The sequence below is a fragment of the Mycobacterium pseudoshottsii JCM 15466 genome (assembly GCF_003584745.1).
In the GTDB taxonomy this organism is placed as follows: domain Bacteria; phylum Actinomycetota; class Actinomycetes; order Mycobacteriales; family Mycobacteriaceae; genus Mycobacterium; species Mycobacterium marinum.
Genome location: NZ_AP018410.1, coordinates 163,177 through 186,522, shown reverse-complemented (window position 1 = coordinate 186,522; position 23,346 = coordinate 163,177). Strand labels below are relative to the sequence as shown.

Annotated in this window: 21 protein-coding genes; 6 read left to right on the top strand and 15 right to left on the bottom strand. The window is 63.0% G+C overall.

Features of this window, described 5'->3' with window-relative positions; all coding sequences use genetic code 11:
• Positions 1-20 precede the first annotated feature (20 nt).
• The 14 genes from MPSD_RS00870 to MPSD_RS00805 are packed head-to-tail and all read right to left on the bottom strand — an operon-like array spanning position 21 to position 13,717.
• Positions 21-866 (bottom strand): MlaE family ABC transporter permease, encoded by an 846-nt coding sequence (locus MPSD_RS00870; RefSeq protein ID WP_012392173.1) that lies wholly within the window; start codon positions 864-866, stop codon positions 21-23.
• Positions 867-875: 9 nt separating this feature from the next.
• On the bottom strand, positions 876-2,516 hold the full coding sequence (locus tag MPSD_RS00865; RefSeq protein ID WP_036427040.1) for a fatty acyl-AMP ligase: 1,641 nt from the start codon (positions 2,514-2,516) through the stop codon (positions 876-878).
• An 8-nt stretch (positions 2,517-2,524) separates the two neighbouring features.
• Positions 2,525-2,806, bottom strand: coding sequence for an acyl carrier protein (locus tag MPSD_RS00860; protein WP_012392171.1), 282 nt, complete (start codon positions 2,804-2,806; stop codon positions 2,525-2,527).
• Positions 2,807-2,821: 15 nt separating this feature from the next.
• Positions 2,822-3,598 carry an ABC transporter permease gene (locus tag MPSD_RS00855; RefSeq protein WP_012392170.1) on the bottom strand — a complete coding sequence of 259 codons (777 nt, stop codon included), beginning with the start codon at positions 3,596-3,598 and terminating at the stop codon, positions 2,822-2,824.
• The gene (locus tag MPSD_RS00850) at positions 3,595-4,569 is read right to left on the bottom strand and encodes an ABC transporter ATP-binding protein (protein WP_015354000.1); all 975 of its coding nucleotides are present in this window, start codon (positions 4,567-4,569) and stop codon (positions 3,595-3,597) included. The genes MPSD_RS00855 and MPSD_RS00850 overlap by 4 nt, the downstream gene beginning before the upstream one ends.
• Positions 4,544-5,287, bottom strand: coding sequence for a hypothetical protein (locus MPSD_RS00845; RefSeq protein ID WP_171944484.1), 744 nt, complete (start codon positions 5,285-5,287; stop codon positions 4,544-4,546). Before MPSD_RS00845 ends, MPSD_RS00850 begins: the two co-directional genes overlap by 26 nt.
• Positions 5,284-5,790, bottom strand: coding sequence for an SRPBCC family protein (locus MPSD_RS00840; RefSeq protein ID WP_011742406.1), 507 nt, complete (start codon positions 5,788-5,790; stop codon positions 5,284-5,286). The genes MPSD_RS00845 and MPSD_RS00840 overlap by 4 nt, the downstream gene beginning before the upstream one ends.
• Positions 5,787-6,530, bottom strand: coding sequence for a hypothetical protein (locus tag MPSD_RS00835; protein WP_011742407.1), 744 nt, complete (start codon positions 6,528-6,530; stop codon positions 5,787-5,789). Before MPSD_RS00835 ends, MPSD_RS00840 begins: the two co-directional genes overlap by 4 nt.
• Positions 6,527-8,035, bottom strand: a complete 1,509-nt coding sequence (locus tag MPSD_RS00830) for a pyridoxal phosphate-dependent decarboxylase family protein (RefSeq protein ID WP_020785341.1) — start codon at positions 8,033-8,035, stop codon at positions 6,527-6,529. Before MPSD_RS00830 ends, MPSD_RS00835 begins: the two co-directional genes overlap by 4 nt.
• Positions 8,032-9,381, bottom strand: coding sequence for an aminotransferase class III-fold pyridoxal phosphate-dependent enzyme (locus MPSD_RS00825; protein ID WP_086085609.1), 1,350 nt, complete (start codon positions 9,379-9,381; stop codon positions 8,032-8,034). The genes MPSD_RS00830 and MPSD_RS00825 overlap by 4 nt, the downstream gene beginning before the upstream one ends.
• Positions 9,381-10,478: a fatty acid desaturase gene (locus MPSD_RS00820; RefSeq protein WP_020785343.1), complete on the bottom strand. Its 1,098-nt coding sequence runs from the start codon at positions 10,476-10,478 to the stop codon at positions 9,381-9,383. The genes MPSD_RS00825 and MPSD_RS00820 overlap by 1 nt, the downstream gene beginning before the upstream one ends.
• A complete protein-coding gene (locus MPSD_RS00815) occupies positions 10,475-11,455 on the bottom strand; it encodes an SDR family oxidoreductase (protein WP_020785344.1) in 981 nt (326 codons plus the stop codon). Before MPSD_RS00815 ends, MPSD_RS00820 begins: the two co-directional genes overlap by 4 nt.
• Positions 11,455-12,636: a GNAT family N-acetyltransferase gene (locus MPSD_RS00810; protein ID WP_020785345.1), complete on the bottom strand. Its 1,182-nt coding sequence runs from the start codon at positions 12,634-12,636 to the stop codon at positions 11,455-11,457. Before MPSD_RS00810 ends, MPSD_RS00815 begins: the two co-directional genes overlap by 1 nt.
• Positions 12,629-13,717, bottom strand: coding sequence for a hypothetical protein (locus MPSD_RS00805; protein ID WP_086085610.1), 1,089 nt, complete (start codon positions 13,715-13,717; stop codon positions 12,629-12,631). Before MPSD_RS00805 ends, MPSD_RS00810 begins: the two co-directional genes overlap by 8 nt.
• A 374-nt stretch (positions 13,718-14,091) precedes the next feature.
• Between MPSD_RS00805 and MPSD_RS00800 the strand changes: the two genes are divergently transcribed.
• The 3 genes from MPSD_RS00800 to MPSD_RS00790 all read left to right on the top strand — a co-directional run bounded on the left by MPSD_RS00800 (position 14,092) and on the right by MPSD_RS00790 (position 16,446).
• A complete protein-coding gene (locus MPSD_RS00800; RefSeq protein WP_012392160.1) occupies positions 14,092-14,817 on the top strand; it encodes a hypothetical protein in 726 nt (241 codons plus the stop codon).
• Positions 14,818-14,828: 11 nt separating this feature from the next.
• Complete coding sequence (locus tag MPSD_RS00795) at positions 14,829-15,620, top strand: mannan-binding lectin (RefSeq protein ID WP_165601480.1); 792 nt, start codon at positions 14,829-14,831, stop codon at positions 15,618-15,620.
• Between the two features lie 247 nt (positions 15,621-15,867).
• The gene (locus MPSD_RS00790) at positions 15,868-16,446 is read left to right on the top strand and encodes a hypothetical protein (protein ID WP_020785348.1); all 579 of its coding nucleotides are present in this window, start codon (positions 15,868-15,870) and stop codon (positions 16,444-16,446) included.
• Between the two features lie 162 nt (positions 16,447-16,608).
• On the opposite strand, the gene MPSD_RS00785 is transcribed toward MPSD_RS00790, so the two are convergent.
• Entirely contained in the window at positions 16,609-17,811 is a 1,203-nt protein-coding gene (locus tag MPSD_RS00785; RefSeq protein ID WP_420811993.1) for an ISAs1-like element IS2404/ISMul1 family transposase, read from the bottom strand.
• Positions 17,812-18,498: 687 nt separating this feature from the next.
• Here MPSD_RS00785 and MPSD_RS00775 point away from each other — a divergent pair.
• The 3 genes from MPSD_RS00775 (at position 18,499) to MPSD_RS00765 (ending at position 23,320) form a co-directional block, all read left to right on the top strand.
• Positions 18,499-20,736 carry an NADP-dependent isocitrate dehydrogenase gene (locus MPSD_RS00775; protein WP_020785349.1) on the top strand — a complete coding sequence of 746 codons (2,238 nt, stop codon included), beginning with the start codon at positions 18,499-18,501 and terminating at the stop codon, positions 20,734-20,736.
• 113 nt (positions 20,737-20,849) lie between these two features.
• Positions 20,850-21,974: an adenylate/guanylate cyclase domain-containing protein gene (locus tag MPSD_RS00770; protein ID WP_020785350.1), complete on the top strand. Its 1,125-nt coding sequence runs from the start codon at positions 20,850-20,852 to the stop codon at positions 21,972-21,974.
• Positions 21,975-22,096: 122 nt separating this feature from the next.
• Entirely contained in the window at positions 22,097-23,320 is a 1,224-nt protein-coding gene (locus MPSD_RS00765) for an acyl-CoA dehydrogenase family protein (RefSeq protein ID WP_086085250.1), read from the top strand.
• Positions 23,321-23,346: the final 26 nt, after the last annotated feature.

Below are 23,346 nucleotides of genomic sequence, written 5' to 3'. Positions count from 1 at the left end.
TCGCGACAAACGAGGTCATGTCACAAACCCGTTCTCGGGAAGAGAACGGTATAGAGCTCACTGACCACGACGTTGACGATCATTAGCAGCAAGACGGCCTCCACAACCGCGGCGTTGACCGAATTGGCGACACCGGCTGGACCGCCCCGAGTTGATAGCCCTTTCTGACATGCCACCACCGTCACGATGAAGCCATAGACAGCGGCCTTCAATAGGGCGAGGATCATGTCGCCCGTGGTGGCAAACGCCGAAAATGTGGCCAGGAAGCTGCCCGCAGAGCCGCCCTGGACGTACACGTTGAACAGGTAGCTGGCCAGGAATCCGACAAAGCACACCACGCCGCACAACGCGACCCCGATGACCATGGCTGCCAGCAATCGAGGGACGACCAGATTGCGGACCACGGAGACGCCCATCACCTCCATCGCGTCTGTTTCCTCGCGCATGGTGCGAACGCCCAGGTCCGCGGTGATTGCGGAGCCGACCGCCGCAGCCAGCAGAATGGCCGCCACCAGCGAGGCGGCCTGCCGGACGACGGTCAACCCGCTCGCCGCTCCAGCCAGCGAGGTCGCCCCTACCTGGCCAGCGAGCATCGCGAACTGGATGGACAGGGTAGCGCCGATGGGCAATGCCACCAGAATCGTCGGCATGATGGCGGTGGCGGCCATGAAGCTCGCCTGCCGGATGCACTCGGTCCATGGGAACCGGCCGGTCACTAGATCTATCGCCAAGTAGCGCAACGCGGCGACGCCCAGCACGATCTGTTCGCCAGCCGTGGCGAGCGATGCCGCTGGGTGCTGACGCAGGTACGTGACGCTGAGGCGGCGCAGCCCGATCAGTCGGTCGTTAACAAAGGTCGTCGCCATCACACGGCCTCACAATGCGTCGTCGAAGAGTCGCAACCGCTCGGAGGTCTGCCGCCGACGCAGCTTTCCCGACGACGTCTTGGGGAGCCAACCCGCCGGGACCACATGGACTGCTCGCGGACTCACCCCGAGATTGACGAACACGCGGTCGGCGACCTCGGTTCGGATACGGTTGCTTTCGGCATCGTCGGCATGCAGCGCAGATTCGGCGACCATTACGAATCCCTCGCTAGCGGAGGCGGTGGCCAGGCGCACGGCGGCGACGCCGCCGGAACGAATGCCCGCGATACCGACAACGGACCGCTCGATGTCCTCAGGGTGCACGTTGCGGCCCGAGATGATGAGAATGTCTTTCTTGCGGCCGCAGATCACCGGTTGCCCGTTCTCGGTCAGGTAGCCGACGTCACCTGTGGCCAACCAACCGCCGGCGTCAACCGCCGGCTCGAAACCCGCCTCAGTGCGGTATCCGGCCGTCACGTTGTCGCCGCGGATCTCGAGTTCGCCGATTTCCGACGGCGCGAGGACGGTTCGGTCTTCGGACACCACTCGCACATCGCATCCGGGCACGGGCGGTCCCAGCATGACTCGCGGTGCCGCCGCTTCGCCCTGTGCCGCGACCAGGTCGGGATGCGGCGGGCAGACCCGGAATCCTTCACCGGGTCGTACGACGGATATCGCCAGGGTCGCTTCGGCCATACCGTAGGCCGGCACGATGGCATCCCGCCGCAGTCCAAAGCGCGCACCCTCGGTGGCAAGCCGCTCCAGCGTGGCGACGTCGATGCCTTCGGCCCCATTGAGCGCAAAGCGCAGGGAGGAGAGATCGAACGCGTGGTCCTGCGCTCTGCGTAGGCGCCGAGCCAGCAGTGAATACGCGAAATTCGGTGCAGCAGTGATGCTGCCGCGGTGCTTGGTGATCAGTTCAGCCCATAGCAGGGGATCGTTGAGGAAGTCCGCCGGCGTTATGTGGACAGCATCCATACCCTCATACATGGGAATGATCAGCAGACCCATCATGCCCATGTCGTGGAAGAGTGGCAGCCAGCTGACTACGACATCGGAGGCGACATCGGCGCTCGCGGCGGCCATCAGTGCGCGCCCGTTTGCCTCGATGTTGCGGTAGGTGATGCTGACGGCCTTGGGATGCCCGGTCGAACCGGACGTCAGTTGCAGGAATGCGGGCGAATCCTCCTCTGCGACAACGATGCGCCCTTCATCTGCGGTAAGCAGCTCGGAAAGTTCCAAGCCGCGTAGGCCCACCTTCGCGAACTCCTGCGCGGCGGACTGAAATGGGCTGCCGACCACGACGGTCGATGCGCCGACCATCGACAAGGTCTTCTTGGTGTCGGCGGCCCACGCTTGTAGGTCGGACCGATGAGTGGGTTGATGCAACATCGTCACCGCGGCACCGCACATCCAGGCGCCCTGCACCAGAGGAGCGATCTCACCGGGCGCGCCAGCCAACACCGCCACCACGTCGCCGGGGGTGACGCCGTCACGTTGTAGCGCACCCGCCGCGCGGCGGCCCAAGTGGTGGATATCGGACCACGGCGTGTTCGTCAGCTGGTCGAGATGGGATCGCCCGTCGGCGCCGACCGGAGCCGTGGCCAGACCGTGCTGTGTCGCCCCCTGGCTGTCACACAGCCTCCGCATGATCGTGTTCACGGGTTACCCGACGCGTTGACGGCAGCATTCACCGCATCCGGCGCGCTCTTCCGGCTCTCCACCAGCTCAACCAACGCGCCCACCGTCTTGGATTCGAAGACGTCGTCTTTGCTCAGTCGCACACCGAACCGGCTGGCAATTTCCGACACCGTCGAAGCGAACGCAAGTGAGTCGAACCCGAGGTCCCTGATGAGTTCGGAAGAGTCCCGCACCTCAGTTGTGGCGATCTCGAGTTCGTCAGCGATGAACTCAACAAGGAAAACACGCACCTCTGACATGACAGCTTTATGCCCTTACTTTCCGATTTTGCGACGAATAACGAAGTGGATGGGAATTTGCAGGATCAAGAACATGCCGAGGCCCACCAGGCAACCCCGGAGGACCGTCATGGTGTCGAAATCGCCGTACATGATCGTCGACGCTGCAGAGACGATGTGTGAGAACGGATTCACATTGATGCTGATGCGCAGCCAGTCCGACAGGAATACCGAAGGCATGAGCGCCTGGCTGACGAACAGCACCGGCAGTGCCAAAGGCAGCATCGCGACCGGCGCCTGCGGGTTGAGCGTGCGGAGTGCCACCAGATAGAACAGTGAGCTATATGCGGCCGACCACAGAAACATCAGCAGGATGAGTAGCGCTGCGGTGAGGATCCCGGCGCGCAAAGGGGCATCGAGCAAAGCCAGCAGGCCGATGACGATCACCGCCGCGGGCAGGATCCTGAACATCTCGAAGCCGATCTTGGCGGCCATGATCTGACCAGTCGAGACACCATAAAGCCGCAGCCGGTCGGTGAAGCCCGAACTGATCTCTTCGATCAACGTTCCCGCGCCGTATCCCGCGCCAAGCATCGGAATCAGCATGATGAGGCCCGGGGCGATGTAGGCGGTATAGGAAGTCAGCGGAAATCCGGGCAAGTCCGCGACGCGTTGGAACATCGACCGCACGAAGACCACCAACACGACCGGAAACACGATGGGAAAGATGAAACCGAAGACCGGCTGTCGCAGCCCCACAACGACATAGCGGCGAAAGAGGCGGGCGGTGTTCGCCAGCGCGGAGCGGGTCATTGGGTAGCCTCCAGGAACGCGTCGCGCAGCGACGTCGATCGAATTTCGATGTTCGCGCCGGCCAGTCCGAGCCGATCCAAAACCGTGGCGAGCGAACCGATCTCGGAGGCAGACGCAGAGTCCAGTGATCCGGTTACCGCGCTGCTGCCCTTGCGCTGCATCGGGTAGCCGGCGCCGGCCAGTTGCCGCACGGCGTCGTCGGTTATCTCCTGGGGTGCCGAAATGTCCACGGCGAAGCCGTGGCTTCGGGTGAACTCCTGTGTCGAACCCGCAGCGACGAGCACCCCGTCCTTGATGATTCCGACTTCATCGGCCAGCGAGACGGCTTCGTCCATATCGTGTGTGGTCAGGACGACGGTACGGCCCTCAGAACGCAGCAGCCGGATTGCGTTCCACACCTCCTGCTTGCCTTCGATGTCCAGCCCGCTGGAAGGCTCGTCGAGAAACAGCATCTGTGGGTTGTGCGCGACCGCGAGGGCCACGTCGACGCGGCGGCGCATACCACCGGAAAGTGCTCCGACTTTGCGATTCAGGTACTTTCCGAGGCCGAACTGCTCGACGAGTTCGCCCTCGCGACGCTTCCTGTCGGATTTCGGCCAGCCCGCCATCGCCAGGCTCATGCGTATCTGCTCGACGGGTGACATCCACAGATCGAGGGCGACCTCTTGCAGCGCCACGCCGATGAGTGGCCGCAGCTGCGTCGTGTTGTCAACCGGAACCCCCAGCACCTCCAGCTGGCCGCTAGTCGGGGTCAGCAATGTGGTGGCCATCCTGATGGTCGTGGTTTTACCCGCCCCGTTGCGGCCCAACAGGCAATAGACCACCCCGCGCGGAATCACGAGGTTGAGACCGTCGACGGCGTTGGCGTCCGAACCGGGATAGGACTTGACCAGGTCGACCGCTTCGAGAGCGGAGGTTCCTGGCTGCGAATTTCCGGTTTCGTTGTCAGTCTTGGACTCTGGGGAGGACATAGCGTTCCAGCTCTTCCGTTAGGTTGATGCCTTGGGCGGTCATGTTCACGTCGATGGCCGTATACAGCGGAAAGCTGCCGCCCTTCGGTACATCGTTGATTTGGTGGACTTTTCCGCTCGTCATCCCCGTAATGGTCAAGTCGACAACGGTGCGGGCCAGCTCAACCGGCTTGCCGCGCCACGTAGCCTGGCGCGTCCCGTCGGCCCGCACGGTGCCCGACAACTTCGCGCCCCCGCCGCACTCGCCGTGCAGGTCTCGTGGCTCGTTGAGGTTCTCGAGCGCGATGCCGCCTGCCACGGCGCACTGCAACGACACCCGGGAATCCAGTGGGTTGACGATGGTGATGGCGTTGAGGGTGCTCGCCGTCCCGTCCTTGGAAAGGACGCCGGTCTCGTAGGGGAACCGGTCACCCTGGTAGTAGTGCTGCACCTGCAGCTCACCAGCGCGTGGCCCTGGGCCGATAGTCAGCAGACCGCTCTTGGGCAGGACGGTCGTTTCCTTGAGATATGTAACCGAGCCAGCTACCTCAACCGAGTAGCCGCCATAGGGCGATCCCTCAGCGGGCTCGGCAACCGGCTGCGAAACCGGCTGCGGGTACTCGAGCAGCTGGAACGCATGGCCGACGGGTTCGCCGGCGGCCTTGTTCACCGCCGTACATCCGCCGGTCAGCGCTGCCGCGGCGACCAACACCGACGCGGCCATCGAAGATGATCTCATTGCGCTACACCGGTTTTGGCCAGACTTTTGCGAAGACGTCGGTGACGGTGAGCAAAAAACGCCGACAAGATCTTGCTCATCAGCTTGCCCCACCCGGGGATAAGGCCCATGGGTGCCTGAGGAGCCAGCGTGATCTCGTCGCTGACCACCGTTTTATCGCCTTTTGGTTCCAGGGTGCGGTGGTGTACCCACACCCGCATCCCCGTCATCGTGGACTCTTCGCGGAACATCCGGCCGGGTTCAATCCTGGTGATGGTGATGTCGTCAAACCCGAAGGGAAGGAACCCGAATAGTAGAAGGAAGCTCTTGCCGATCCGGGTACCCGGTTCCACGTCGGCAATGGATCTGCCGATGAACTGTTTAGGCATGGTCATTTTCATGTAGGGGCCCATCTCATGATTGATCCCCTCTTGGGTGGTGACCGTCTGCCATACCCGTTCGACGGGGCAGTCGATCTCACTGACTTTGCGGAAAACGTGCTCGTCGGTGTGGATTGATCTCATTGCTCTCTCTCTTCTTCCCCGGAAGGTCCTGGTACAGCTGAGGCTGGATGTGGTGCTTGGACTGTCAGCGCCAGCAGTGATGCCGAATCCGCATCCATGTCGCGAATGGAATCCGAGATGAATGACCCGCCGATATCGACTACGGCGGGCACACTGTCGGCGCCGATGTAGTTCGGCAGAATTTCTCCGATCTGGTGCAGGCGATCGGGCAGCAGTTGGCGATACCACTCGAACAACGGCACGACCAGCGCCACCGTGACGAGATCGACGCCGTCGGCGGCGAGACTGCTGAAAAACGCTCGCCAGATCTGTTCGATCATCCCGGAGCGACGCGCGCTTCGCAGCACCCCCTGGGTAGCGAGTTCTGCGATTCGCCGCGGATCGATGCCGTCGAAAAAGTCACTCCAGCGCGGGTAGAGAAAATTGCGGCGAGTGCGTTCGTCCACGGGGTAGTTGCGCGCGTCACGTAGCGTGCTGAAGCTGTCCAGCCCGAGCTCTGGGTCATGGCGCAGCGCGCGGAGAACTCCCACGGGCTGGTGCGGTGCCGCGGTGTCGAGGCTGACGAAAATCTCCGACGAGCGCTCCCAGTCTCGGTAGTGCACCATTTCCGCAGCGGCGATATCGGCATCGCTCGCGAAGTTGTTCTCCAGACCGAAGACGGTGTACTCGACCTGTTTGGCCCATCCAAAACGCGGATCGGACGCCGCCACTCGCTCGATACGACACAGCTGTTCGGTCATGCCTGTGCCGCCAGGTCGTCGGGTAGACCAGCGATTTCGTTGCCCCGGCGGGACACGTCAGCGATGACCCCGGTGGCCAGGTCTGCGGTGATAAGCGGATTGACGAAAGTCAGCTTGATCGCCTGGTGTCCGGCCGCGCGCGATCGACCAACGAGTGCGAGGCCACAACGAGCGAGGCTGCTGCGGATCGCACTGTTGACCGCGTCGCACTTCTGCTCGGTCAGCTCCGGATGGCGCCACCGCAGCACTACCGTGTTGACGGCCACGGGTGCACACAACGTGAGGTGGGGGTGGTCCGATACGGCCCGGCCTGCGGCTGCCGCGGCGGCGCAGGTGGCGTCGATCATCGCCCCGATACGCCGCTCACCGAGCGCACGCAGGGTGAGGAATATTTTCAGCGCGTCGAATCGACGGGTGGTCTGCAGAGACTTGCCGACCAAATTGACGACATCGTGTTCGACATCATCGGCGGGATTGAGGTAGTCGGCGTGGCCGGCCGAGACGCGAAAGGACTCGGCGTCTCGGACCAGAAGGGCACTGCAGCTGATCGCCTGAAACAGCAGCTTGTGAAAGTCGACGGCCACGGAGTCGGCTAACTCGATACCCCGCAACAGATGTCGGTGTTGGGCACTGAAGGCCAGACAGCCCCCGACACACGCATCCACATGCGCCCAGACACCGTGCTGCCGGGCGATCTTGATCGCGGGCTCGAGCGGATCGATGGCCCCGTAGTCGGTGGTTCCCGCGGTGAGGAACAGTCCGAACACCGGTGTGCCGCGGGCTTGGCTCTCAGCGATGCACCCCGCCAACGCCTCGACGCACAAACGTCCTGCATCGTCGGTAGGCACTTCGATCACGGCGTCGGCGCCAAGGCCGAGGATGCGCAGTGCCTGGCGCGCCGAGAAGTGCGCCTGCCGAGTGCAAAGCAGTCGCCATGAGCGCGCCGCCGCCGGCAACCCGGCGGTGCCGACATCCAAACCCAGCGTCCGCTGCGCGAAAACATCACGTGCCATCAGCAACGCGTGCAGATTGGATTGGGTGCCGCCAATGGTGAAGGTACCGTCCGCATCTGTCCCGTATCCGATTCGGGCACAGAGATGTTCGACAACTCGTTGCTCGATGGCCGTGGCTGCGGGAGCTTGGTCAAACGAATCGAGGGACTGATTGAACGCGCTGATGAGAACCTCAGCGGACAGGGAAGCAACGGTGGGCGGGCAGTGCAGGTGCGCCAGGTACGCGGGGTGGGTGACCACAGCGGAGTGCCCCGCCATGAGGCCGACGGCCTCCTCCAGGGCCGCCGGCAGGCCGACACCGGCAACGGTATCGAGCCTGGGCTTATCCGCCAGCTCCTTCAGCAACGAGTATCCGTCCACCAGGCCGGGCGCGTCGGCCGCTTCCAATGCATTCGCAACCAAGCCGCTAGCCAACGTAATTGCGTCGCGGTAGGCGGCCGTGCCGCTGCCCGAGACGAATTCGCCGGCGAAGTCACTCACGTCGCGGCTCATCGCTGGTCCGCCCAGAGGTCAACTGCCTTGGTGCGGTGCCGTTCTACCTGCTTGACGGCAGCTTCGAAGGCAGTCAAAGCCGCGCTGATGTCGGCTTCCTCGATGGTCAACGGCGGCAGAAATCGGATGACGTTTCCATACTGTCCGCCAGATTCGATGATGAGCCCGTTACTGAGGCTCGCACGCTGAATCTGCCTAGCCAGTTCGGGTGCCGGTGCCACACCCGACGGCCACGGCAGCTGCGGGTCCACAATCTCGGCGGCCAGCATCAACCCGCGGCCGCGAACGTCGCCAACGATCTCGCACTCTTCGAGAATGCGTTGCAGTCCGGTGCGGAAGTACTCCCCCATCCGGGTTACATGCTCGGCCAACGCCGCTTCTCGGGCGTATCGAATGACCGCGCTCGCCGCGGCGAAGGCCATCGCGTTGCCCCGGAACGTTCCGGTAAACGCACCGGGTTCCCAGACGTCATAGCCTTCGCGAACCACGATCACGGCAATCGGCACACCCGAGCCGAGGCCCTTGGACATCACGACCATGTCGGGCTCGATGTCGCAATGCTCGAACCCCCAAGCCCGTCCGGTCCGAAACATCCCTGCCTGTACCTCATCGGCGATCAGGGGGACTTCGAAACGGTTTGCCAGGTTGCGCAACGCCTTGGCCCAACGCGGGTGGGCCGGCAGCACGCCGCCCTCACCGAGGACGAATTCGGAGATGATCGACGCGGGGGCGCTGATGCCGGCGTGGGGTGCGGCGAGCTGCTCGACGGCCGTCACTGCCAGGTCTACGCCACGTTCGCCCCCGACGCCGAAGGGACACCGATAGTTCTGGGGGAAGGGCAGAAACGTCGTCCGCGGTGCCATCACTACGGGCTGTTGCCGAAGTCCGCCGCCGGAGCTTGCCGCGCGCGCAGCCCTGGTGCAGCCGTGGAAACCTCCCTGCACGCCAACATGTTCACGCCCACCGGTGGCGATTTCGGCAAGCGTGAGGGCCGCCTCGACAGCGCTGGCACCGCTGGGCGAACACAAGTGGACCCGGCCGTCGGCGGCCAATCCCGGCGGCAGGATGGAGAGCAGGTCTTCGACGAACTGCTCCCTCGCGGGGGTATGAAAGTCCAACGACAGCCAGGGCTCACCGGAGTCAACGGTTTTGATGACCGCCTCACTGACCACCGGATGGTTCCAACCCAGCGACATCGCCCCAGCGGCCGCTAGGCAGTCGATATACCAACGCCCGCTGCTGTCACGTACCCGGGTACCGCGGGCCTCGACCAGTCGTATCGGGAGGCGTCGCGAGTAGGTCGCCGCATTGGATTCCCGCATGGGGGGTGGGTTTTTGGCCAGCATCACACAGCCTCATCGGTGAGTTGCCGGATCGGCTTCGACGACTCTGCCCGGCGGCTGAGCAGGCGACGGAATGAGCTGACCACCGATGGGTCCTCGGTCACCCAATAGCCGCGGTCGCGGGGAACTGCCTCCGCGAGCCGTCGTCGAGCCTCGGCGAGCTGGTGGTAGGGCAGCTTGGGGAATAGGTGGTGAACAGCGTGCAGTCGCAGACCCAACGGGGCCCAGAGCTCACCCAGGACCGGCAGCGACGGATGGTCGATAGAGTCGAGCACTTGCTCGGGGAATGTCATCCGCTGGTTTTCGCTCTCGTACCGATGAGCAACGAGCACCCGAATCCAGTTGACGAACAGGATCAGGCTCACGACCGCGTAGGCCTCCAGCAGTCGGTACGGCGCGAATACACCAAGCCCGAAGAGCACGGCCACCCCGACCAGGTAGGCGAAACAGGCGAATTCCTGGATCAGCCAGGAGCGAGGGACGCCACCGGGCGGAAGTGTGCGGCAGAAGTCTGCGTCGATCATCAGTGCCGACGCCCGAGTCAGTACGTACCGACGCAATGGTGGGACAAGCCAACTCAGCGGCGCCAGCACCAGGAACCGCACCACGAAGAACACCGGCCCCAGCAAGGCGGTGAAGGGTAGGGCGACCACCCGCCAGCGCGGTTCGGTGGCATAGGCCACATACTCGCCGTCGGCGGCGGTGCCGTAGGTGCGCGACGCGTGATGTTCTTGATGAAAATCGTAGGTGAATTGCGGAACCATCAGCGGGATCCCGCAGACCGCATGCCAGTACAGCGCGAATGAACGTAGTTCGGCACCGGCGTGCACGATCTCGTGGACGAAAAGGACGGCACGGTATAGCGCCAACGCAGCGACCACCACGCAACCCACAGCGGCGGGCGAAAGGGGTTGCCTGGCCGGGCACAACAGGAATGCCGTGTAGCCCACCGCTACACACACCGTCAGGTCGACCCAGTAAATCCACTGCCGTCTTACAGCGAGGTCGGCTACCAAGGATCGCGCCTGCGCCATCGAGATCCCGAGCACGTCCTTGGAGCCGCCCCCCTCGGCCAGCGCCTGCCGCGTCTGAGTACTCATCCAACAAACTCCGTAATCAATTCCGCCACTGACACTTTGGGAATGCCCAGCTCACGCACCGCCCGAGTAGGGTCGTAGTAGACCTTGCGGGCCATCAGGTCGATGTTCTCGGGAACCAACGGGTCATCGAAATGCGCCCGACTCGAGAAATCGGATGCGATACGTTTTCCCCTCCCGAGGGCGCGGAATGGCCGCATGGGCGCGACCCGTACCTGGTGGGATCGCCCCACGGCGCGCACGAGCAGCTCAGCGATCTGCCGGTACGAAAGGTTGTCGGTGCTGAGTATGTATCGCCGCCCCGGTTGACCCTTGTTCATCGCCGCTGTGACACCGGCCGCGAAGTCGCGGGCCGAACAAACGGCGGTTCCTCCCGGCGGAACGACCCGCAACAGACCTTTGCGCGCCGCGACCAGCAGGCCCTGCCAAGACCGGGGCGACCCGAACCCAGGCGCGAAGACGGCCGCCGGGTTCACCACCACGACATCGAGCCCGCGGTCGACGAAGTCGAGCACCAGCTGTTCGCCAGCCCGCTTGGTAGTCGAGTAGACGTTGTCGAGCACCGAATCTCGCGGGTCGAAATCTTCGTCCGCGATCACACCATTGGGGGGATATCCGATGGCCGCCGTGGAGGACACGTGCACGAGGCGTTGCACCCCGTGCCGCCACGCCGACTGCGCAACATGGTATGCGCCGAGCACGTTTGTGCGCCAGATCTGGTTGGCTAAACGGGAATTCGGCGATGCGATGCCGGCGAGATGGTAAACGCGCGCAATTCCGCGCATCGCCTCGTCCACGCTTTGAGCATCGGTGATGTCACCCCGAACAACATCGACGTTGGAGCGCAACTCCGGGCTCATGACGTGCGGATCGCCGGGCTGCACCAATATGGTTGCCCGCTCGCCAGCGCGCACCAGCGCTTCCAGGATCGTCGAGCCGAGATACCCCGTGGCGCCCGTGACCAGAATTCGCGGTGCCATCAGAGCTCCTTTTCATAAACTCGATGACGCTTCTCGGGCGCCTTCTTCATCTGCGCCGCAAGCGAATTGGACCACATGTTGTCCTCGTGCATCCACGTGGTGGCGACAGCGGAGTACCCAGCGCCGGTTATCGTTCGCACGATCTCTCCAGCCAGGATCCGGCCTAGGCCCGCGCCGAACTGGGTTTGGACCGCGCCGATGAGCACCACGACGGCAGTGCGCACCCCGCGGATTCGACCGCCTCGTTTGGCCGCGATCCGGAGCAGGGCCGAGGGCGTGAATCTGCCCGATTGACCAGTGATTTCATTGACGTCGGGCAGCATGAACAAGAAGCCCACGGGTGTGTTGTTCGCTTCTACGATCCTGACGATGTTCGGATCGATCAGCGGCCGCATCTCGGCGGCCATGCTGGCAAACACGGGCCTGCTTAGCGGCACGTTTTCTGGATGCTTTGCGAACGAGTCGTTGTAGAGCTTGCGCAAGAGTTCGACTTCCTGCTCGTAATCCGACAGTCGTACCGGCCGAACGCTGGCACCTTGCGCGCCCAGTACCGCATCGGCTCGACTCAGCAGGCGCTGCTGGACTGACGGGTTTTCATCCACGCTCCAGCGAAAACAGGCGGTGTCGAACTTCTTTGAGTATCCGGCCGCCTCAACCAACCTCGGGTAATACGGTGGGTTGTGCGGCTGCATGATCGTTGGTGGAGTGTCATATCCGGAAATGAGTAGCCCGACGTCCTCGCGTGACGTGTAGCTGAATGGGCCGATGATGGCGTTCATGCCGCGCCCTCGCGCCCAGTTCTCGGCGGTGGTCAACAGCGTCGATGCGATGGCCTGATCCGGCTCGCTCTCGAAAAATCCGAAGAACGCGTAGTCGCCATAGCGTTGCACGTAGTGGGAATCGATGCAGGCCGATATCCGCCCCACCGGCCGTCCTTGCCGGTAGGCGACGAAGTTGGCGATCTGAACCTCGGAGTGCAACGGGTTCTTGCGGGGATCCATCTTGGCGCGCATGACTCGGCGCAGTGTGGGCCGCCACGCGTGGTCACCGCGATAGATCTGCCACGGAACGCCGATGAAGTCCTTGATCTCCGCATTGGTGCGTACCGGACGGACGGTCGGCGCCGGCGGGTGCGCTAACGCCTCGGTCCATCGATGTGCGCCGACTTCTTCATCAAGCACGAATGATTCCCAGGTCGTATGCCAACTCGGGATTTTTCTTGCTCTTCCAGAGTGCGCCATCCATGTAGAAGTGATGCAGGACGAAGGTCAGTGGTACGGCAAAAATAATGGTATCGAGTTGCCCGGCAAGCACGCCGAGTCCGGCAAGAAATGCGATGTAGAGCGGCAACGCCTTTCTGGTAGACAGCCGTGCCAGCAGAAGCTTCTTCTCTTCGGAGTTCTTGCTATGCGCAAACCGCGTGTTATTCCTGGTCCAGTTGATCAGGTGATATTGCAGGCTGTGCGTGGTGGTGGCGATCAGGATGAGCGCGAACAGATCTGATACGAGGAGGTAGGAAAGGTTGTAGGACAAGGCGGCCACGACGAAGGTCCCCACCGCCATCGCTGGCAGGGTGCGCTGTCCGTCGCGTTTGAGCTGGAGCTGCTCAATGACGGCAAGGGCCAAACAAACCGCGGCGACGATAAATCCGGCGATGACTATGAGCTTGGGCACCGGGGGCACTGGAACGCTCAAATTAGAGAATGGAAGTCGCTTGCCGAAGACTTCATACTCGGAGAAATGCAGCCCGTGAGCCGCTCGAAAGACTACGGGCGCCAGACACGTCGAGTAGAGGGCGTACTGGATCTTTTTCCTGGGGCCCTTGTAGCCATTCTTTGCGGCGTAGATGTTGATCATGCCGAAATGCTGTTTCAGCACGTGGAAAACTTGCCAGTACGCCCAAATCGCGAGCAGCGGGATGAGCCATCCCCCAAACCATAGGATCGCGACCAGTGTGCCGATCACGGCGAGGCTCATCAGGTAATGCGCCCGGTAGCGCGACCGCTCCCGCGGGTCCAGCCAGATCCGGACCGAGGTGGTGAAGACGTGCGGAAGGTCGGACAACAGGGAAAAACCGACCGCGCCGACCAGGAACAACCCCTTGTGGCTACCGGCGGCAAAGAGGACTGCCGACAGGAAGGCACCCAACCCGAATACCAGGAGGATGTCTACCCGTTGTCCGACGAACCACCCTGGCTGCTGCGCCCCATCGCGCGACAGCGGTTTGGCCGCTTCGGTACGACCACTCGCGAGCCCCTCCATGTACACTCACCTCAACCGATTGGTAATGACAATAATTTTCATTTAGCCTGGCACACGATATGGACTCCGCAGTCCGCATGTCAAACGCAGGCCGCACGTCTTCCCGCTTCGCCTCCGGCCCCCGCCGCTAACAGCGCACGCTGGACCGGCGGGCGCTGCGCGTGACCGGGCCGAGCAGGTTCGGCGGCGCTCAGTTCAGCGCGCGATGGCCCGATCGACGGCTCAACCGTTGGCCGAGCTGCGGGGGCCATCTCGGACTCGAAGGTCGGCCTTAGGCGCGTCTGGCAGGTGGCGGATCTTCACCACCCGCCACGGCCTCGTTGTCCCACAGGCAAGAGGTTTATCAGGCTAGCCGTTGGAAAGGAGCCGTTGCCTTGGTCGCCATCACCGGAGACGACGTCGAGAACAGCAACATCACACAACTCACGGATACGACGGATACGACCGAACGTGGCCAACCTGCTATCGCCACTGATGAGCTCGAGTCACCCAGCACGGCCGCGGGGCCCTGCGCCGATGTGGAATCGGGTAACGCTGACGATGTCGACTGCACGGACACCGACGCCCATGCCCCGCGTGCACCCCGGCGTTGGCGTTCCCGGTGGTCGCGGATGCGAGTCAAGCGGGTCCGCGTCGGATTCAACCAGGCAATCCTGGCCGTGATTCTCGCGTCCCTGAGCGTTTCCGCCGTGCTGGGGTGGCACCTGTTTGCGGCGCATCACGCCAACGTGGCGGCCGAGCTGGCTCAGCAAACAGCGATTGGATACGCCCAGACATTAACGAGTATCGACAGCAACAATGTAGATGCAAACTTCAACCAAGTCCTCGACGGCGCGACAGGCGAATTCAAGGATATGTATACGCGCTCGAGTGTTCAGCTCCGCCAGCTGCTGATCGACAATAAGGCCACAGCACACGGAGTCGTGGTTGATTCCGCCATCCAGTCGAAGTCCAAGAGCAGGGTCGTTGTGCTGCTGATGATCGATCAGACGGTAACCAATGCCGCTCGCCCGGATCCCCGAGTCGACCGGAGCAGGATGAAGATCACCATGGAGAAGACCGACGGGCGTTGGCTCGCCAGCAAAGTCGAGCTCTCATGACCGGCCCCGCTATGTCTGGGTGGAAAGCCGCGTTAGCGGCAGGGGTGCTGGTGGCCGGCTGCGCTGTCTCGACCGCCCCCTCGGCATGGGGGTCTGCCCAGTCGTTCTGCGGTGAGCTCGGCGGCGACTTTGACGGCCGCTATTGCCATACCACCGTGACCTCGGTCCGCAAGGCGGACCGAGACATCAGGATGGCAATTCCGGGCGACCTGGTAGACAACGCCGTCAGCGGTCCGGTGGTCCGGGACTACCTGCGGACCCTCTACAACAATTGGAGAGAAAAAGGCGCAGACATGGTTCAGGACAGCTGGGGCGAAGAAAACTACCAGCAGTTCGGCCACCAGAGCGCCGTATCCGTGGTGTTCCATGAGGATTACCATGCCGACGGTCCCAAGATCAACAACGCCTACCGGACCTTCACCTTTGACACGGCCCTCGGCCGGCAACTGCAGCTGACCGACATTGTGAAAGCGGGACTGGATCCTTTGGCCGTCATTCCGCCGCTGGCTGAACCGTTCGTCGCGGCAGCACTCGATCGTGCCGCCCCACCGCACCAGCCGGGAACCTATCCCTTCACCGTCGATCGGTGGACTCCTGACAAGGATCACTCGGGCGGGTACAAAGCGTGGGCATTGACGCCAAGCGAATTGATCCTCTATTTGCCGGACTACCCTGTCGCGCACGACAACCCGATCAACTATGAGCCCGGCATGCCGGTGTGGTCGATGGACGGGGGTGCGGTTGAGGCCCACATCCCGATTGATGTGCTGGCCCCGGTGTTGAGGTCGGGCTATGGAGGGTAAAGACGACGGGTGCATCTCCCCGCAGGAGGGAGGAACCACCCGCAAGCCTCGAAGAGTCGGTCCTGACGCCAAGGCCAAGGCGGGGCGCACTTCAGCTACGACAGATGCCGCCGCCCAACCGGGGCCCGATCCGACCCGAGATCCGGTCTCCGACTCACCCGAGACATGCGGAGGAGACCACGGCGGCAATACGATCGGTCGCGCGCCGGGTGCTGCCGAACCAAGTAGCCAAGAAACGGAATTGGAGGTGGATCACGACGATCTCGATCCCGGCATCCAAGCCTGTGCCGCCGCTGGCGATGGTCCCGATCCTGCCCTCGAGCCAGGACATGACGTAACGCCACAACGTCGGGCGCGATCACGGACAAAGGTCGCTGCCGCACTTGCGGCGGCCGCCGTTCTCGCCGGCACCGCGGCGTTGGGGTGGTTATGGAAAGAGCAGCGTGACAACGAGATTGCTGGCCGACAGGCGCTCAGCGCAGCGCTGCGGTTCACTGAGAACTTGACCACGATCGACAGCGCCAATATTGATGAGAACTTCCGCGAAACCATCGACGGGTCGACCGGAGAGTTCAAAGAGATGTACCTCAAGTCCAGCGCCGCGTTGCAGCAGGCACTGAGGGAGAACAAGGCATCAGCGCACGGAGTGGTCGTCGAGTCGGCCATCAAGTCGACATCACCAGACACGGTTGTAGTGGTGCTGTTCGTCGATCAGTCGGTGAGTAATGCGCGAGCACCCGAACCTAGGCTGGACCGAAGTCGCGTCGAAGTCACCATGAAAAAAGTCGACGGCCGCTGGCTGGCCGCGAAGGTCGAGTTGCCCTGACACGAATCACCGGTGAGCAGTCGGCGTTCCGATCAGGACGAGCCGCTCGGCCTCTGACAGCTTGATCGGGCCCGAGTCGACTGCGAGGTATCAGAAGCGCGCCAAATCGTTGGGCAGCATCAGATCGAAGCCCTCCTTTAGGCAGGGCTCCGGCGTTGTTGATTAGCAGGCTTGTGAGCTGGGGAATTGTGGATTGAGGAGGTCTAGGCGGCGGTTGGCGGTCAAAGCGGTGATCCGGCAGGCTTCGGCGATGTTGTCGGCGCCGTTGAGGCGGTGCAGATTGATCGCGGTGTTGCGTAGCGTTGCTAAGACCTGTGCGCCGTTTCCGGTATGTGCCCTTTGACGGTCTTCGTCGAAGGTGACGTCGCGTATCCAGTGCAGGCTGTTCTCGATTCCCCAGTGTTGACGCATCCAGGTCATGATCGCGGTAGGGCGGGCGTGCTCGAACGGCAGGCTGCAGATGGCATAGACCACCTCCACGCTGCGCTGGTCGGTGGCGGTGATCAAGCGTTCACGAGTGATCCGAATGATTTGTTTTGCGTAGGGGAAGCCGATTCCTCGTGCAGCGGCGATGATTTGCAGGGTGCGGGTCTCGACACGGCCGTGGCCGCGGGAGTCGTCGGTAGCGGCTGCGGGCACCTCGGCCCAGGGCAGCGCGGTGATACGCGCAAATATTTTGGCTTGGTTGGACTTGACGATCATCAGGTAGTGCGACTTCAAGGTGGCGCAGATCAACTTCGCGGTGACGACCTGGGTATGCATCGCATCCACGGTGACCAGCCACCGCAAGCTACCCGGCAGCAGCGTGAGCAGGGCACGTACGCAGGGAATTTCATTGCTTTTCTCGGCGACAGCGAGTTGACCGAGCACCAATCGGGCACGGTGGGCGAACACCGACACGAGATGCGTGGCTGTCGCTTTGGCGCGTAAAGCACCACGCAGCATCTTGCCGTCCAACGCGATCGGCACCAATCCACTGGGGTCGCTGCTGGCCACGTGTGCAGTGAAGTAACTGCCCATCCTGGCGTTGAGGTCGGCGGGGTCTAGCCGAGACAAAACAGCGCGGAAGGTCTTCTCACTGGGCCGCCGGAACCGGACCCCTAATTGGGCCAACACATCATCGGGAGCGGTGGCCGCCCATGTGGCAAAACCAGCATAGCCGCGCATCCCCGCGGCAGTGGCCAGAACCGCGATCGCCAACAAAGCCACCAGCGAATACCTCCGACCGCGTGGGCCCCTCAGGTCTGGCACCGAGGCCAACACATCGAGAAACTCCGATCCGATGAGCTCGCTGCGCTCACCAGGACTCCAGCAGTCGAACACCTCTGGAACCGACGACACAGGCAATACTGAAACGGTAGGCACGGGCAACTCCAGACCAACGACGAACAGTAACCAACTCGATCGTTCTCCAGATAGCCCGTGCCTACACTCCGGCCCCAATAGCGCGGCACCAAAGATCATCAACCCAGCTCACAAGCCTGCTAATCAACAACGCCGGAGCCCTGCTCCTTTAGGCTATTCCACCGCTGCGTGAAATGACGGCTGGAATGCGCGCTTGGCGCCGAGATCAAATTCCCTTTCATGACACGACCGCCCAACTGGTGAAGCTGCGAACACTCCGGCAAACCGACTAGTCACCTGGTTAGTGGCCAAATTCAGCCCCAAAATAGTTCACTCCGACACACTTTCCACATGATGCGCTGAACACAATTCAGCCAGAAATCCGACCGTCGCATGCGCGTAAATCTGATAACCCACTAGCAAAACTACTACGTACGCCTTGCCGGCCGCTATTGCCGCCTCCGCCGAGAACCGCCATGATCGGCGCGTGGCCCACCTTGCCCACCTTGCCCACCCGTGCCGACCGGGCCCGAACGCGGCCCACACTAGGCTTGAGGAGAAGTCGCAGATATCAATGCAGGCGACAAGCTGTATGCCGCCGAGCCGCAGCGGGCTGTCTGCCGAGGACGCCGATCCGCGATACTGGTAGCCGCACCTACAACGCAGAGAACCTCGAAACCGAACCGACAGTGACGCCGGGAGATACACATGAGCGCCGAGCAGCCGACCATCATCTACACGCTGACCGACGAGGCGCCACTGCTGGCGACCTACGCTTTCCTGCCCATAGTGCGGGCTTTTGCCGAGCCCGCTGGCATTCAGATCAAGACCAGTGACATCTCGGTGGCCGCACGCATCCTGGCCGAATTTCCCGACTACCTCACCGACGAGCAGCGGGTCCCGGACAATCTGGCCGAGCTGGGCGAGCTGACGCAGGACCCGGACACCAACATCATCAAGCTGCCCAACATCAGCGCATCGGTGCCCCAGCTCAAGGCGGCGATCAAGGAGTTGGAAGACAAGGGGTACGCGATTCCGGACTATCCGGCCGACCCGAAGACCGACGAGGAAAAGGCGCTCAAGGAGCGCTACGCCAGGTGCTTGGGCAGTGCAGTGAACCCGGTTCTGCGCCAAGGCAACTCGGACCGTCGGGCGCCCAATGCGGTCAAAGAGTACGCCCGCAAACACCCGCACAGCATGGGTGAATGGTCGATGGCTTCGCGTACCCACGTCGCCCACATGCGACACGGCGACTTCTATGCCGGTGAGAAGTCGATAACGCTGGACCGCGCGCACAAGGTGAAGATGGAACTGGTGACCAAGGGCGGCCAGACGCTGGTGCTCAAGCCCGAGGTCTCGCTGGATGACGGCGACATCATCGACAGCATGTTCATGAGCAAGAAGGCCTTGTGCGAGTTCTATGAAGAGCAGATCGAGGATGCCTACAAGACCGGCGTGATGTTCTCCCTGCACGTCAAGGCGACGATGATGAAGGTCAGCCATCCCATCGTCTTCGGCCACGCCGTCAAGACCTTCTACCGGGACGCCTTCGCCAAGCACCAGAAGCTGTTCGACGAATTGGGTGTCAACGTCAACAACGGGTTGTCAGATCTCTACAGCAAGATCGAGACCCTGCCGGCCTCCCAGCACGATGAGATCATCGACGACCTGCATCGTTGCCACGAGCACCGCCCCGAGCTGGCGATGGTGGATTCCGCCCGCGGAATCACCAATTTCCATTCCCCCAGCGACGTCATCGTCGACGCCTCGATGCCGGCGATGATCCGGGCCGGCGGCAAGATGTACGGCGCCGACGGAAAGCTCAAAGACACCAAGGCGGTCAACCCGGAGTCCACGTTCTCGCGGATCTACCAAGAAATCATCAACTTCTGCAAGACCAACGGACAGTTCGATCCGACAACGATGGGCACGGTCCCCAACGTCGGCCTGATGGCGCAACAGGCCGAGGAATACGGCTCACACGACAAGACCTTCGAGGTTCCCGAGGACGGCGTCGCCAACATCGTCGACCTTGACACCGGCGAGGTGCTGCTCACCCAGGATGTCGAAGCCGGCGATATCTGGCGCATGTGTGTGGTCAAGGACGCGCCGATCCGCGACTGGGTCAAACTGGCCGTCACCCGCGCCCGCAATTCGGGCATGCCGGTGCTGTTCTGGCTGGACCCGTACCGTCCGCACGAGAACGAACTCATCAAGAAGGTCAAGACGTACCTGAAGGATCACCACACCGAAGGTCTGGACATCCAGATCATGTCTCAGGTGCGTTCCATGCGGTACACCCTGGAACGCCTGATTCGCGGGCTGGACACCATTGCCGCGACCGGCAACATTCTGCGTGACTATCTGACCGACCTGTTCCCGATCCTGGAGCTGGGCACCAGCGCCAAGATGTTGTCCATCGTGCCCCTGATGGCCGGCGGCGGGATGTATGAAACCGGCGCCGGAGGCTCAGCGCCCAAGCACGTCAAGCAACTGGTCGAGGAGAATCACCTGCGCTGGGATTCGCTTGGCGAGTTCCTCGCCCTGGGAGCCAGCCTGGAAGACATGGGCATCAAGATCGGCAATGACCGGGCCAAGATTCTGGCCAGGACTCTTGATGACGCAATCGGCAAGCTGCTGGGCAACAACAAGAGCCCCTCACGCAAGACCGGTGAGCTCGACAACCGGGGCAGCCAGTTCTATCTCGCCCTGTACTGGGCCCAAGAACTTGCCGAGCAGACCGACGACGCGGAACTTGCCGAACACTTCGCCAAGCTCGCCAAGGCGCTGGCCGATGGCGAGGAGGCCATCGTGGCCGAACTCGCCGAAGCGCAGGGCGAGGCGGTTGACATCGGCGGCTACTACGCGCCGGACAACGAGAAGACAACCGCGGTCATGCGGCCCAGCAAGACGCTCAACGCCGCGCTGGAGGCCGCACAGGGCTGAGGCCCGCCACCCTCTGAATAGCCTGTGTCCGCTGGAAATCCCGGGCCGGGCGGGCCCAGCTGCGCGGCGCTGGTCCCGCTCACGGCCGCGGGTTTCCAATAGAGTGAGCAGCTATGGCCGCAGACGTCGATATCGAGGCGTCAGGCCTGCTCGACGGGCTTGAGGGGACCGCACGCCAAGACCGCGCGGAGCTGATCGCTTGGCTACTCGAGCGTGGGTTCAGTCTCGAGCACATCCAGGCGTCGGCGGCCGCACCGGTGATGCTGCCCGCCTACCGGGTGCTCGGTGATGATGGAACGCTGGTGTCCGCGCGCGAGATCTGCGCGGCAACCGGCATCGAACTCGATGTGCTGCAGCGCCTGCAACGTGCCGTTGGCCTGCCCCGGATCGACGATCCGGACGAGGCCGTCTTGCCGTGGGCCGACGCCGAGGCGGTCAGACACGCGAAGGTCTTTCTGGATATCGGCTACGACCTCGAAGATGCGGTTGCCGTCATGCGGGTACTGGTGGAAAGCCTGGGGCATGCCGCCGCCATGATGCGGGAGGCGGCGCTGAAGACGCTGTTGCGGCCGGGGTTCTCCGAGATCGAGCTGGCCGAGGCGTCCGAGCAGTTGGCCCAGGCAGCGATTCCGTTGCCGCCTCCGATGATGGACGATCTGATGCGCCTGGAGCTGCGCCATTCGGTGGAGACGGAAGCCGTCAACGCGGCGGAACGGGCCGCGGGCACGCTACCGGGCGCCCGACCCGTCACCGTTGCTTTCGCCGATATGGCGGGCTTCACCCGGCTCGGCGAAGTGATGCCGGCCGAGGACCTGGAACGGGTGGCCGCCCGGCTTGCCGACCTCGCCCACGACGCCGCGACCATGCCGGTCCGGTTCGTGAAGTCGATCGGCGACGCGGTGATGCTGGTCTGCCCAGAACCCGCACCGCTGCTGCGGGCGGCGCTGGACTTGGCCGCCGCCGCGGCAAACAACCTGCCACCCTTGAGGATTGGTGTTGCATCTGGGGCTGCGGTCACTCGGGCGGGTGACTGGTTCGGCAGTCCGGTCAACCTGGCCAGCCGGGTCACCTCGATCGCATACCCGGGCACGGTCGTGGTTGCCGAATCGACCCGTGATGCCGTCGGCAACGCTGGTGACTTCGAGTGGTTTTCGATCGGTGCCCAACGGATCAGGGGGATGCGCGCCGAGGTCAAACTCTTCCGGGTAGAGCCGGCCCGCCCCGCTGGGCGCGGCTGACACCGGCTGGGGCGGTCGGCGGCACACCCCGCGGCGGGATCATCGCAAGGGTGTAGGAAGAGATCACGCCACCCTCACATGGCGGGTGGCCGACCCCGTGTCAACAGATGCCAGAGGTTCTCATGTCACTGTTCGATATTTCCGATCGCGCCAAGCAGTACCAATCAGACCTGCTCGAGTTCATGGATTCCCAGGTGTACCCGGCTGAGGCCATCTACGACGAACAGATGCGCGCCGCCGGCGACCCGCATTTCCATCCTCCGATCTTGGAGGAACTCAAGGCCGCGGCCCGAAATCGCGGGCTGTGGAACCTGTTTCACCCGCACCCCGAGTGGGGGCCGGGATTGACCAACCTCGAGTACGCGCCATTGGCGGAGATCCTGGCCCGCAGCCACATCGCCTCGGAGGCCTGCAACTGTAGCGCCCCGGACACCGGCAACATGGAGGTGCTGACCCTCTTCGGTACCGATGAGCACCAGCAGCGCTACCTCAAGCCGCTGCTAGAGGGCAAAATCCGCTCTGCCTTCGCCATGACCGAGCCCGCGGTGGCCAGCTCCGATGCGACGAACGTCGAGATGTCGATGGTGCGCGACGGTGACAGCTACATCCTCAACGGGCGAAAATGGTTTGCGTCCAACGGCATGCACCGTAATTGCAAAGTCTTGATCGTGATGGGTAAGACCGACCCCACCGCGCCGGTGCACCGCCAGCAATCGATGATGGTGGTGCCGATCGATGCGCCGGGCCTCACCGTGCAGCGCAACCTGCCCGTCTTTGGCTACCAGGACCGCGAAGGACATGCCGAAATCGACTTCGTCGACGTACGGGTGCCGGTCAAAGACGTGCTCAAGGGCGAAGGCGAGGGATTTGCCATCAGCCAGGCCCGGCTGGGCCCCGGCCGCATTCATCACTGCATGCGCGCGATCGGCATGGCGGAGCGGGCGCTGGAGTTGATGTGCAAACGAGCCCAATCCCGGGTCACCTTCGGCAAGCCCATCAGCGAGAACGCGAACGTGCGCGACTGGATCGCCGAGGCCCGGATCGAGATCGAGATGATCCGATTGCTGACCCTCAAGGCCGCCTACCTGATGGATACGGTCGGAAACAAGCACGCCCGTACCGAGATTGCGGCGATCAAGGTGGCGGCCCCCAACATCGCGCTCAAAATCGTCGACCGGGCCATTCAGGTGCACGGCGGTGGCGGGGTCACCGACGACTTTCCGCTGGCGATGGCCTGGGCCCACCTGCGCACATTGCGGCTGGCCGACGGCCCAGACGAGGTGCACAAACGAGCGATTGCCACCCAAGAGTTGCGCAAGTACCGCAACGGCGCCCACGGATCGTGAACCCGGTCAACCGCACCGATGCCCGG